This window comes from Micropruina sp., from assembly GCF_027492755.1.
Taxonomy (GTDB): domain Bacteria; phylum Actinomycetota; class Actinomycetes; order Propionibacteriales; family Propionibacteriaceae; genus Micropruina.
The window spans coordinates 33244-44447 of record NZ_JAPUED010000125.1; the positions used below are offsets into that span (position 1 = coordinate 33244).

Below are 11204 nucleotides of genomic sequence, written 5' to 3' on the forward strand. Positions count from 1 at the left end.
TTTCTTGCCTTTTTCACATCGGTTGTGAACGCAGGAAGGTGAGGTCGTCGCTGCTCAGCCGGTGTCTGATCAGCACCACCTGGTAGGGATTCCAGGTCGACAGCGTGTAGCGCAGGACGATGCCGTCACCGTCGGCGCGGGCGTCGAAGAAGTAGGGTGCGTAGGCCGCCCCGGTGGAGCTGTCCTGGCCCCGGAAGATGGCGTCGCCGACCGGATCGCTGCCGTCGGCGGCGAACCGGATGAACCGCCGGGTGTGATCGCCGGGACTCATCCCGCCGGCGATCCAGTCCAGCAGCCGCAGCCGCTGCGACCAGGGTCCCCACGGTTCGGACGCGCTGCGCAACAGCACGGCCGGGCCGGCCGGATCGTCCGGCCCGGCCATGGTGAGCATCAGATACCGCCCGATCTCGGGTATCCAGCGCACCGAGAGTTCGCCGAGCGCACCAGGGGTGAGCAGTGGCACCGCGTCCGATTCGAGTGGCGACCACGACCCGGGTCCGGCCCAGTACTCGACGGTGGTCAGGAACGGCCGGGCGTCGCCGCGCCGCAAACCGGACGCCACGCCGGGCGCGGTCAGGTCGACCCGAGCCAGCCGGACGTCGTCGGTCCGGTAGGCACCGGTGCCCCAGATCAGCAGGTAGCGGCCTCGGCGTTGTACCGACACATTGATGAAGCGGTGGTCGGAGAAGGTGGCCAGGAAGCGGAAGCCGATCGGACGCCGCCGCCGAGCGGGCTCGATCGCCAACCCGGGCGCGGTGGCCCGGGCCAGCACGCTGCGGCCCATCGTCTGGTGCCGCCGGAAGTGGTTGGAGGTGAAGAAGGCGTACAGCTCGCCGTCGAGACTGAAGGCGTCCAGCGGCACGTCGTACTCGCGCATGGTGGTCCGTCCGCCGCGCAGCCGCAGCGGCGAGCCGTGGAACCGGACGGTGGGCAGTTCGGCCCCCGGTTCGAGCACCTCGGCGATGGCATCGCGGGTGCCGAGCCAGGGGCGTCCGGCCCAATGGGTGTCGCCGAACAGCAGGAAGCTGCGCCCGGCATGCTCGAACCGGACGCCGAGATCGGTGCCCCGCACGCCCGAACGGGACTCGGACGCGGACAGCGTGCGCACCAGGCCGCCCGGCTGGCTGTCCCGCTCGCCGCTGACCTGGGCCACCTTGGTCGACGGCTCCCCGGCGTCGATGACACCCTGATGGTCGGCCAGCCGCAGGCAGGCATGCCGCATCCATCGGACGCCGCCGGCACGCACCTGTCGATGCAGGTGATAGAGGGAGCCGTCCACCTGCACCAGGGCCTGCACCCAGCCGTCGGCCAGCCGGGTGCGTGCGGTTGCGACCGCGACCAATCGACCCGACCCCCACTCGCGGGCATCCCAGGGGCCGTCCCACACCGGCCGGGAGTCGTCCGGGGCGTCCAGACCGGGCCCGAGCCGGCGCCAGCGATTCGGCCGCGCCGCATTCACGGCCCACGCGTAGCTGATCACCCCGTCCGATTCAGGCACCGAAGCAACCAGTTCGTGTGCCTCGGTGCCGGGACGCCCTCGCTGCCACAGCGCCGCCGGGCCCACAGCCGCCGTGCTGATCGCGTCGCCGCGCAACCACGGAGTGTCCGGACGGCCCTGCCCGTGGAAATAGTGATGAATGGTCAGCGTGCCGTCACCGTTGTCGGCGCCGATCACCGCCTCGAGCCGGTGCGGCGCGCCCGGCGGCGTCCACCAGGCGGGGCGGTCGTCCGATTCCAGCAGCGAGCCGGGCCCGATCAGGGGTGGCCAGATCATCGCGGGCTACAGCCTGGCCAGCACCGCGCGGGCGGTGCCCTCGTCGATCACCAGGTCGGTGGTGGTGCCCGCCCGCAGTGCACCGACGACCGCACCAGCCCGGGAGGGGTCGGCGACCACGCAGAACCGGCGGGTCACCTGGGCCAGCTCCGACGGGGTCAGGCCGGTCGCCCGGGCGTTGAAGTCGATGTCGGTCCACGACCCGTCCTCGCGCAGCAGCACCGTCGACACGTCGCCGACCACGCCGTCAGCGGCCAACCGGCGTACCTCATCGTCGTCGAGGTAGCCGGAGGAATAGACGTGTGAGGGCACTTGTGCGTTGATGCAACCCACCCCGAACACCGCGACGTCCATGCGGTGCAGCAGCGTGATGACGTTCTGCACCGAGCGTTCGCGCCACATCGCCCGCTTCGTGCTGGCGTAGTCGAAGAAGGCCGGCACCGGGAAGTAGACGACCCGCGAGTTGAAGGCGTCGCCGACGGTGGTCAGGATCTCGCCCACATACGGGATGCCCGAGGACCATTGATTGGTGCCGCCGTTCATCTGCACCACGGTGGCGCCCGCCAGCGGCCGGGGCATCAGATGACGCACGACCTGCGAGGTGGTGACGCCCCAAGCCACCCCGATCACCTGGTGGTCCTCGACGGCTTCGGACAACAGCCGTCCGGCCACCCGTGCGACCTGATCGAGCCGGCGTCCGTCGGAGGCACCGTCGCGGACGCCGACCAGATGCACCCGGACGCCGAACGCGCGGGTCAGCGCAGCGGCCAGCGGTGAGCGCGAGCCATTGTGATGGGCGAGGCTGATTCGCACCAGCCCCGAACCGCGGGCTTGCTTCAGCAGGCGGCTGATCGTCGAGCGGGACAAGCCGAGTTGACGGGCGATGGATTCCATCGTTTCGCCCTGGATGTAGTAGCGGGAGGCCGCTTCGTACATGTCGTCGTAGCGGTCGTTCATTTGTTCTCCCTTTGCTTGCACGTTCGTGCACAGACCTAGCGCATGTGTTCGAGCCTGGCAAGACTTGGCACGACGGCCGGAAGCGGACGGCCGTCCGGGGGCCGGTCGCAAAGGTGGCGACCCCCTCCGACACCCTCTCGCCTCCCCGCCGATCCAACCGATCGGCGACGTAAGGAAAAAGGCGGCCGGGGATCCCGGCCTCCATATTTGGCATCGCTAGCGGTGCCTGAAGGGAGTCACAGTGAATCTCGCAACCATCTTCCTCTCCGAAGTCGTCGGCACGGCCATGCTGCTGCTGCTCGGTGCCGGCGTGGTTGCCAACAACATCCTGCCGAAGAACAAGGGCAACGGCGGCGGTTTCCTGATGGTCAACTGGGGCTGGGGTCTCGCGGTCTTCTCCGGCGTCCTGGTCTCGTACAAGTCGGGCGGGCACCTGAACCCGGCCGTCACCCTGGGCCTGGCGGCCTCGGGAGTCAAAGAGTTCGTTCCCGGCATCCCGGTCAACGCGGCCTCCATCTTCACCTATCTGAGCGCCCAGCTGATCGGCGCCTTCCTGGGTGCGGTGCTGGCCTGGCTGGCTTACAAGAAGCAATTCGACGAGGACGCCCCGGACGGCTTCAAGCTGGGCGTCTTCTCGACCGGTCCGGAGATCCGCAGCCCGCTGTGGAACGTGATCACTGAGGCCATCGGTACCTTCGTGCTGGTGTTCGTCGTGATTGCGGCCGGGCATTGGGGCGATTCGAGCACCCACACACCCGCCGGCCTCGGCTGGCTGGGCGCTCTGGGTGTGGCGCTGCTGGTGGTCGTGATCGGCACCAGCCTCGGCGGCCCGACCGGGTACGCGATCAACCCGGCTCGTGACCTCGGTCCGCGCATCGCGCACGCCATCCTGCCGATCCCCAACAAGGGCTCCTCCGATTGGGGCTACTCGTGGGTACCGGTCGTCGGCCCGATCATCGGCGGCGTGATCGCCGGCGTTACCTCCGGATTCCTGCTGCCGGCCTGAACCGGAGCATCCGAAACCTGGTTCCGGACGGCCGGGCGATAAATCGCTGGCCTTGCCGTCCGGCACCGGGCACCATGTACCTCAAGCCGCTACAAAGATGTGGGAAGGAACACAATGGCTGAGAAATACGTTCTCTCGATCGATCAGGGGACCACGAGTTCCCGTGCGATCGTCTTCAATCACGCGGGCCAGATCGTTGGCTCGGGTCAGAAGGAACACGAACAGATCCTCCCGAAGGCGGGCTGGGTCGAACACAACGCGATCGAGATCTGGGAGAACATCCGCGAGGTCGTCGGCATCGCACTTGCCGATGCGCAGGTGAACAAGGACAGCCTCGCGGCCGTCGGCGTGACCAATCAGCGCGAGACCACCCTGGTTTGGGACAAGAACACCGGCAAGCCGGTCTACAACGCGATCGTCTGGCAGGACACCCGTACCGCCAAGATCGTCGAGGAGCTCGGTGGCGGCGACCAGGACAAGTACAAGGAGCGGGTCGGTCTGCCGCTGGCCACCTACTTCTGTGGCCCGAAGGTGAAGTGGATCCTCGACAACGTCGACGGTGCCAGGGAGCAGGCCGACGCCGGCAACCTGATCATGGGCACCATGGACACCTGGGTGATCTGGAACCTCACCGGCGGTGTCGACGGCGGCGTTCACGTCACCGACGTGACCAACGCCTCGCGCACCATGCTGATGGACCTGAAGACGCTGTCCTGGGACGCCGACATCGCCGCCGATATGGGCATTCCGATGTCGATGCTGCCCGAGATCAGGTCTTCTTCCGAGGTGTACGGCAGGGGCCGGCCGGCCGGCCTGCTCTACGACGTGCCGATCGCCGGCGACCTGGGTGACCAGCAGGCGGCGACCTTCGGCCAGGCGGCGTTCGAGGTCGGCATGGCCAAGAACACCTACGGCACCGGCTGCTTCATGCTGATGAACACCGGCGAAGAGATCGTTCCGTCGAAGAACGGCCTGCTGACCACGGTCTGCTACAAGATCGGCGACAACAAGCCGATCTACGCGCTGGAGGGCTCGATCGCCCTGGCCGGTTCGCTGGTGCAGTGGCTGCGCGATCAGCTGGGCATCATCTCCTCGGCCCCCGAGGTCGAAGAGCTGGCGGCCGACGACAACGGCGGCATCTACTTCGTGCCGGCGTTCTCCGGCCTGTTCGCCCCGTACTGGCGCTCGGACGCCCGGGGCGCGATCGTCGGCATGACCCGGTTCGTCGACAAGCGCCACTTCGCCCGTGCGGCACTGGAGGCCACCGCCTACCAGACCCGTGAGGTGCTGGACGCGATGGAGGCCGATTCCGGCGTCAAGCTGGCCGAGCTCAAGGTTGACGGCGGCATGACGATGAACGAGACCCTGATGCAGTTCCAGGCCGATCAGGTCGGCGTGCCGGTGATCCGTCCGGTGGTCGCCGAGACCACCGCGCTCGGCGCCGCCTACGCGGCCGGTATCGCGGTCGGCTTCTGGGACGGCGAGCAGGACGTCATCGACAACTGGGCCGAGGCCAAGCGCTGGGAGCCCAAGATGGACGAGGGCGAGCGCAACCGGCTGTACCGGCAGTGGAAGAAGGCCGTGACCCGGACCTTCGACTGGGTCGACGACGACCTCGCTTCCGAGTAGTTCCTTTCACACGGCCCGCCCCCGGAGTTTCCCGGTGGCGGGCCGTGTGCATTTCCGCCGGCTTTGTCGGCGTTGCCCGATTTCCGTCCTGACCAAAGGAGGATCAGATGGCCGGTTCGCTGACCGACGCCGAGTTCGTCGTCCGTTCGCTCACCCAGACCGTCATCGACAACGAGAGCTATTTCGGCGAGTTGGACGCGGTCGTCGGCGACGGTGACTTCGGCTATTCCCTCGCCCGCGGTTTCGAGGTGGTCGCCGAGAACTGGGACGACTACGACCGCACCGACGCGGGTGTGTTCCTGACCAAGATCGCGATGGCCATCTCGGGCCGGATGGGCGGCACGTCCGGGCCGATCTGGGGCACGGCCATGCTCCGGATGGGCTCATCGCTGAAAGGCAAGGAGGAGTTCACCGCCACCGACGTGGTGGCGGGACTGCGCGCCGCGGTGGCCGGAATTCAGGCGCGTGGCAAGGCCGAACTCGGCGAGAAGACGCTGCTCGACGCACTGGTGCCGGCGATCGACACCCTCGAGCAACAGATCGCCGCGGGGGTCAGCTCCGCCGAGGCGGTCGCCATGATGGCTGCCGCTGCCCGCAAAGCCGCGGACGACACAGCCCAGCTGCAGGCGCGCCGCGGGCGCGCCAGTTACACCGGTGAACGCAGCATCGGTTCGGTGGATGCCGGCGCCATGGCCGTCGCCGTCATCCTCGAACGCCTGGCCGAGCAGTGGCCGACCCAATGAGAGGCATGGAGGAGAAACCATGAAGAAGTTCGTCAACGACCCCAAGCAGTTCGTGCCCGAGATGCTCAAGGGCATCGCCCTGGCCAACCCGGACACCATCACCTACGTGCCCGAGTACAACCTGATCATGCGCTCGGACGCGCCCAACAACAACAAGGTGAGTATCGTCCAGGGTTCGGGCTCGGGTCACGAGCCGGCGCACGTGATGGCAGTTGGCCCGGGCATGCTGGACGCCGCCTGTCCGGGCGACGTGTTCGCCGCGCCGCCGGCCGACTACGTCTTCGAGACGGCGAAACGAGTGGCGTCCGACAAGGGCGTATTGCTGCTGGTGAATAACTACACCGGTGACCGGATGGCCTTCGAGATGGCGCAGGAACTGGCCGAGGCCGAGGACATCAAGTGCGCCACCTTGTTCATCGACGACGATGTCGCCGTGCAGGACTCCACCTGGACGGTCGGACGACGTGGCGTGGCCGGGAACTTCTTCGTGATCAAGGCGGTCGGGGCCAAAGCGGAGGAGGGCGCCGAACTCGACGAGGTGATCCGGGTCGGCGAGAAGGTGAACAGCGTCGCCCGCACCATGGGCATCGCGCTCACCGCCTGCACCCCGCCGGCGAAAGGTTCGCCGCTGTTCGAGTTGGCCGACGACGAGATGGAGGTCGGGGTCGGCATTCACGGCGAGCCCGGACGGCGGCGCGCCAAGCTGGTCACCGCCGACGAGATCGTCGACGAACTGTTGGGTGCGGTGGTACCCGATCTGCCGTTCAGCTCGGGTGACCGGGTGGCGCTGATGATCAACGGTCTCGGTGGGACGCCGATCAGTGAGCTCTACCTGCTGTTCGGCATCGCCGCGCAGAAGCTGGCCGATCAGGGCATCACGGTGGCCCGCAGCTATGTGGGTGAGTACTGCACCAGCCTGGAGATGGCGGGAGCGTCGCTCACCCTGGTGCGACTGGACGACGAGATCGAGGCACTGCTGGCCGCGCCGGCGTCCATCGTGAACCGGATCTTCTGACTCAGCAGTCGTTGACCCGGTCGTCCGCCCACAGCGGCGACCGGGTCTTCAGTTCCGGGGTGTCCACGTCGGGTTCGACCCGGCTGGCGTGCCGGAACTCGACCTCGCCGGCGATGGTGGCCCGCAACCGGGACAGCACGTCATCGGGGCATGCCACTGTCGGGGCAGCCTGAAGGTAGCGGCTGACGTCCTCTTCGGAGATCATGCTCGCTCCCTCTGTCGGTGACCCTGGGTTGGACGCAGCGACCGCGTCATCGGTTCCCATTTCAGTCCACCTCCTTGAGGTGCTGCAGCAGGACGGCCAGTTTGGCCCGGCCGCGGGAGCATCGGCTCTTCACGGTGCCGGGCGCGCAACCCAGGATGCGTGCGGCCTGCTCCATCGAGTATCCCTCCAGATCAACCAGGACGAGGGCCGCTCGTTGATCGGCGCCGAGCTGGTGCAGTGCCGCGGTAACCTCGTCGGCGAGGCTGGAGCGGACGGCGGCGGTTTCCGGATCGTCCCGGGTGGAGGCGAAGCTGAGTGAGCGATCGGCGTCCTCGGGCAGCGGATCGGACGGCCGGGCCGCGATCCGGCGCAGCCGGTCGAAGCAGGCGTTGACGACGATCCGGTGCAGCCAGGTGGTGACAGCGGCGTCGCCGCGGAAGTCGGCGGCCCGGCGGAACGCCGAGATCATCGCGTCCTGGAGGGCGTCGGCAGCGTCGTCGGGGCGGTTCATCACCCGGATCGCGATGCTCCACAGCCGGTCGGCGTGGCGTTCCATCAGCGTGTTGAAGGCACGATCGTCGCCGGCGACGTGCGCTGCCAGCAGCTGGGCGTCGGTGGGTTCGCTGGTCATGCCGGCACCCTGGGCGGGCAAGCAGGTCGGGCGAACACGTCCCTGAGGCTAGCGGAGATGCTCCGATGTCAGGCTGCGGGTCTAGAGAATCGGAGGTCCACCAGGAACGGCACGAAGGCCGGTTCGTGGGGCAGGTCGGGTGGCCGGCTGCGATACCGGTGGCCGGTGGGTGTTCGGATCGTGCTGGTGCCGTCCGGTTGGAGGCTGTGCCGCCAGCCGGGATGCTCCTTGAGCTGGTTGCACCGTTCGCACAGGCCCTGGCCGTTGGTGAGGCTGGTGGTTCCGCCGGCATGTACCGGGGTGATGTGGTCGATGTGCCGGATGGGTGCCCCGCACCACGGCGTCCGGCAGACCTCGTCGCGAGCCTTGATGAAGGCCTTCATTCCCTTGGGGAAGCGGCGCCGGCCCGATTCCATGGTGACCAGCTGACCGCTGCCGGGCCGGACGTAGAGCCGACGGACCCAGGCTCGGTTGTTGCCGATGGCGTCGGCGGCGAGTCCGCGGGCGATGGCGGCAGGGATGGGCCCGTGGTCGCTGATCCGGGCCGGGGTTTCGCTGCCACCCAAGGAGTGCTTCGTCGGTGATCACCAACTGGATCTCGATGTCGACCTCGCCCGCTTCTTCTTCGCCGGTCACGCGGGCGACGAGGGTGTCGGCCATCACCTGGTTCTTGGAGCGCTCATCGCCGGCGGCACGGGCGGTGCCGGCGGCAGCGGTGAGAGCGGCGTAAGCGGCGACGCCTTGGGCGACCGGTAGCAGGGCGGAGACGCGGGTCATGCAATCGGGCGCCGGCCGGATGGTGACATTCCGGTCAGCTTCGGCTTGCCCGATGCGGGCGATCACGCTGTTCGGGTCGAGTTCGTAGGCGAGCTTTCGGGCTTCGGCGGCGACCTGCCGGATGGACAACTCGGCGAGCTTGGGGCCGAGTTCGGCATCGATCAGAGCGCGGTGGGTTCTCGACAGGCACGCGGTCTCGCGAGCGAGAACGGTGGTGTGCCATTCGGAGATCTCGCCGGCGGTGAAGGCCGCCATCGTCGTGGGCATTTCGGAGGTCAGTACGGCCGCCAAACTGACCAGGGTGCTGGCACGGTGGGGTGATTCGTGTCTGGCCAACCCGATCTCACCGGCGACCGAGACGGGTACTCGCTTCACGTTGCGGCCCTCGGCACGGGCCTCGGCTTCGCGCACCTGACGCAGTTCGACAGTCAATCGCGCCTGGGCAGCCGCAGCCGCGTTCTTGAGGCGCTCCAGTTCGGTGATGTGGTCGATGAGTTCGACCGGGTCTCCGCAGGACAGATCGGCGACCGCGGTGACCATGCCGGTCAGTGCGGTGTCATGCCTGCCAAGTGCCTCCATCTCTCTATTGTAATAGTACAAATGTCTGAATACAAGGGATCGGTTGGATGTCTCTCGAAGTGGTCGGCGAGACCAGGGAGCGTCCAGTAGTTCTTTGTCTCAGGTAGCACTGACAGTTATCGCGCGGCTGGGTCTCGACAAGCTCGACCAACGGTGGAGGAACTCGATCGAGGAGAACTGATTTCGGTCACGCTGTCGCATCCACGTTCGCTCGTTCGTTGCCAAGATGGGCGGCAACCGGCCGTCCGCGAACCAGGAGGATCACGATGACCGAATACCTGCTCTCCGTCTGGCACGACGGCGATGTCGACACGATCAACGTCAGCGACGAGGACACCCAGCGGATGTACGCCCAGGTGGACACCTTCAACACCAAGCTTCAGAGCGACGGCAGATGGGTCTTCGCCGGCGGCCTCACGGCGCCGTCCTCGGCGACCGTGGTCAGCCCCAGCGGCGAGCTCACCGACGGCCCGTTCGCCGAATCCAAGGAGCAGATCGGCGGATTCTGGGTGATCCGGGCGTCCGATCTCGACGAAGCGCTCGCCTTGGCCCGCGAGGCAGCCAAGGCCTGCGAGGGCAAGGTCGAGGTCCGCGCCTTCCAAGGGGCATAGGCCGGGTGAGCACGGCCCAGCTGGACGAGCGGATCGAGCGGATCGTCCGCGATGAGTTCGGACGCGTCGTCGCCGCGCTGGCCCGCCGCTTCGGTGACCTCGATGTCGCCGAAGAGGCGGGTCAGGAGGCGCTGGTGAGCGCCATGGAACGGTGGCCGACCGACGGCATTCCCCCCAACCCCGGCGCCTGGCTGACCACCACCGCCACCAGGAAGGCAATCGACGTGCTTCGCCGAGAACAGCATCGAGGTGCGAAACAACAGGCGGCGCAGGCGATGTTGTCGCCGACCGCACGAGTCACCGCGGGCGTCGTCGACGAGCGTCCCGACGCACCCGCCGACGACGGGCCCGTCGCCGACGACCGGTTGCGGCTGATCTTCACCTGCTGTCACCCGGCGCTGGCCGAACCGGCCCGGGTGGCGCTCACCCTCCGGCTGCTCGGCGGGCTGACCGTGCCCGAGATCGCGGCGGCCTTCCTGGTGCCGGAGCGCACGATGGCCCAGCGCATCACCCGGGCGAAACGCAAGATCGCCGAGGCCCGCATCCCTTTCCGGGTACCGCAAGCCAGCGACCTGAGCGAGCGGTTGGCCGGCGTCCTGACGGTGCTGTTCCTCGGCTACAACGAGGCCTACCTGCCGCACGGTCCCGAGCTGCGGATCGACCTGGCGGCCGAGGTGATCCGGCTCAGCCGGCAACTGGTCGAACTGCTGCCCGACGAGCCGGAGCCGCGCGGTCTGCTGGCCCTGTTGCTGCTCAGTGAGGCGCGGCGTCCGGCCCGGTTCGCCGTCGACGGCACCCTTGTCCGGCTCGACGAGCAGGACCGGACGCGGTGGAACGCCGAGCTGATCGCGCAGGGGCATGCCCTGGTCCGGCGCTGCCTGGAGCAGAACCGGCCCGGACGATACCAACTGCTCGCCGCGATCAACGCCGTGCACACCGATGCCGCGACGGCCGCGGACACCGACTGGCGGCAGATCGTCACGCTGTACGACCAGCTGCTGACAAGGCTGGACACGCCGGTCGTCCGGCTGAACCGGGCCGTGGCGGTGGCTGAGATCGCCGGTCCGCTCCCCGCATTGGAGCTGGTGGACGCCCTCGCCGACCGGTTGGATGGCTACCACGCCTTCCATGCGACCCGAGCCGATCTGCTGCGCCGGCTCGGCCGGACGGCACCGGCGGTGAAGGAATACGACCGAGCGATCGAGACCGCCGACAACGCCGGGGAGCGGGCGTATCTGACCCGGCTGCGCAATTCGCTTCGCCCTCGCGGAGGCTGA

Annotated in this window: 11 protein-coding genes and 1 pseudogene; 6 read left to right on the forward strand and 6 right to left on the reverse strand. The window is 68.0% G+C overall.

Annotation, left to right across the window (positions count from 1 at the left end):
- Positions 1-13: 13 nt before the first annotated feature.
- Both Q0066_RS09040 and Q0066_RS09045 read right to left on the reverse strand, forming a co-directional pair.
- Positions 14-1774 (reverse strand): DUF4185 domain-containing protein, encoded by a 1761-nt coding sequence (locus tag Q0066_RS09040; RefSeq protein WP_298132168.1) that lies wholly within the window; start codon positions 1772-1774, stop codon positions 14-16.
- Between the two features lie 6 nt (positions 1775-1780).
- The gene (locus tag Q0066_RS09045; protein WP_298132169.1) at positions 1781-2731 is read right to left on the reverse strand and encodes a sugar-binding domain-containing protein; all 951 of its coding nucleotides are present in this window, start codon (positions 2729-2731) and stop codon (positions 1781-1783) included.
- Between the two features lie 241 nt (positions 2732-2972).
- Here Q0066_RS09045 and Q0066_RS09050 point away from each other — a divergent pair, with 241 nt between their 5' ends.
- The 4 genes from Q0066_RS09050 (at position 2973) to dhaK (ending at position 7124) form a co-directional block, all read left to right on the forward strand.
- Complete coding sequence (locus tag Q0066_RS09050; protein ID WP_298132171.1) at positions 2973-3737, forward strand: MIP/aquaporin family protein; 765 nt, start codon at positions 2973-2975, stop codon at positions 3735-3737.
- Positions 3738-3851: 114 nt separating this feature from the next.
- Complete coding sequence (gene glpK / locus Q0066_RS09055; protein ID WP_298132173.1) at positions 3852-5366, forward strand: glycerol kinase GlpK; 1515 nt, start codon at positions 3852-3854, stop codon at positions 5364-5366.
- Between the two features lie 107 nt (positions 5367-5473).
- Positions 5474-6109 carry a dihydroxyacetone kinase subunit DhaL gene (gene dhaL, locus Q0066_RS09060; protein WP_298132175.1) on the forward strand — a complete coding sequence of 212 codons (636 nt, stop codon included), beginning with the start codon at positions 5474-5476 and terminating at the stop codon, positions 6107-6109.
- Between the two features lie 19 nt (positions 6110-6128).
- Positions 6129-7124 (forward strand): dihydroxyacetone kinase subunit DhaK, encoded by a 996-nt coding sequence (gene dhaK / locus Q0066_RS09065; RefSeq protein ID WP_298132177.1) that lies wholly within the window; start codon positions 6129-6131, stop codon positions 7122-7124.
- 1 nt (position 7125) lies between these two features.
- On the opposite strand, the gene Q0066_RS09070 is transcribed toward dhaK, so the two are convergent.
- From Q0066_RS09070 to Q0066_RS17555, 4 genes and pseudogenes are all read right to left on the reverse strand, one after another.
- Positions 7126-7329 (reverse strand): hypothetical protein, encoded by a 204-nt coding sequence (locus Q0066_RS09070; RefSeq protein ID WP_298132179.1) that lies wholly within the window; start codon positions 7327-7329, stop codon positions 7126-7128.
- A gap of 61 nt (positions 7330-7390) precedes the next feature.
- On the reverse strand, positions 7391-7960 hold the full coding sequence (gene sigM / locus Q0066_RS09075; protein WP_298132181.1) for an RNA polymerase sigma factor SigM: 570 nt from the start codon (positions 7958-7960) through the stop codon (positions 7391-7393).
- A gap of 68 nt (positions 7961-8028) precedes the next feature.
- Complete coding sequence (locus tag Q0066_RS09080; protein ID WP_298132183.1) at positions 8029-8526, reverse strand: HNH endonuclease signature motif containing protein; 498 nt, start codon at positions 8524-8526, stop codon at positions 8029-8031.
- A 46-nt stretch (positions 8527-8572) separates the two neighbouring features.
- A pseudogene (locus Q0066_RS17555) lies at positions 8573-9316 on the reverse strand (DUF222 domain-containing protein); the annotation flags it as partial.
- Positions 9317-9582: 266 nt separating this feature from the next.
- Here Q0066_RS17555 and Q0066_RS09085 point away from each other — a divergent pair.
- Together Q0066_RS09085 and Q0066_RS09090 are read left to right on the forward strand one after the other, a co-directional pair.
- Complete coding sequence (locus tag Q0066_RS09085) at positions 9583-9927, forward strand: YciI family protein (protein WP_298132185.1); 345 nt, start codon at positions 9583-9585, stop codon at positions 9925-9927.
- A 5-nt stretch (positions 9928-9932) separates the two neighbouring features.
- Positions 9933-11204: a DUF6596 domain-containing protein gene (locus tag Q0066_RS09090; protein WP_298132187.1), complete on the forward strand. Its 1272-nt coding sequence runs from the start codon at positions 9933-9935 to the stop codon at positions 11202-11204.

What these genes read in the sequence shown, in the direction of transcription:
- Q0066_RS09070 (WP_298132179.1), bottom strand. Translation starts at nt 7,329, where the DNA reads ATGATCTCCGAAGAGGACGTCAGCCGCTACCTTCAGGCTGCCCCGACA.
- Q0066_RS09045 (WP_298132169.1), bottom strand. Translation starts at nt 2,731, where the DNA reads ATGAACGACCGCTACGACGACATGTACGAAGCGGCCTCCCGCTACTAC.
- Q0066_RS09085 (WP_298132185.1), top strand. Translation starts at nt 9,583, where the DNA reads ATGACCGAATACCTGCTCTCCGTCTGGCACGACGGCGATGTCGACACG.
- Q0066_RS09040 (WP_298132168.1), bottom strand. Translation starts at nt 1,774, where the DNA reads ATGATCTGGCCACCCCTGATCGGGCCCGGCTCGCTGCTGGAATCGGAC.
- glpK (WP_298132173.1), top strand. Translation starts at nt 3,852, where the DNA reads ATGGCTGAGAAATACGTTCTCTCGATCGATCAGGGGACCACGAGTTCC.
- sigM (WP_298132181.1), bottom strand. Translation starts at nt 7,960, where the DNA reads ATGACCAGCGAACCCACCGACGCCCAGCTGCTGGCAGCGCACGTCGCC.
- dhaK (WP_298132177.1), top strand. Translation starts at nt 6,129, where the DNA reads ATGAAGAAGTTCGTCAACGACCCCAAGCAGTTCGTGCCCGAGATGCTC.
- dhaL (WP_298132175.1), top strand. Translation starts at nt 5,474, where the DNA reads ATGGCCGGTTCGCTGACCGACGCCGAGTTCGTCGTCCGTTCGCTCACC.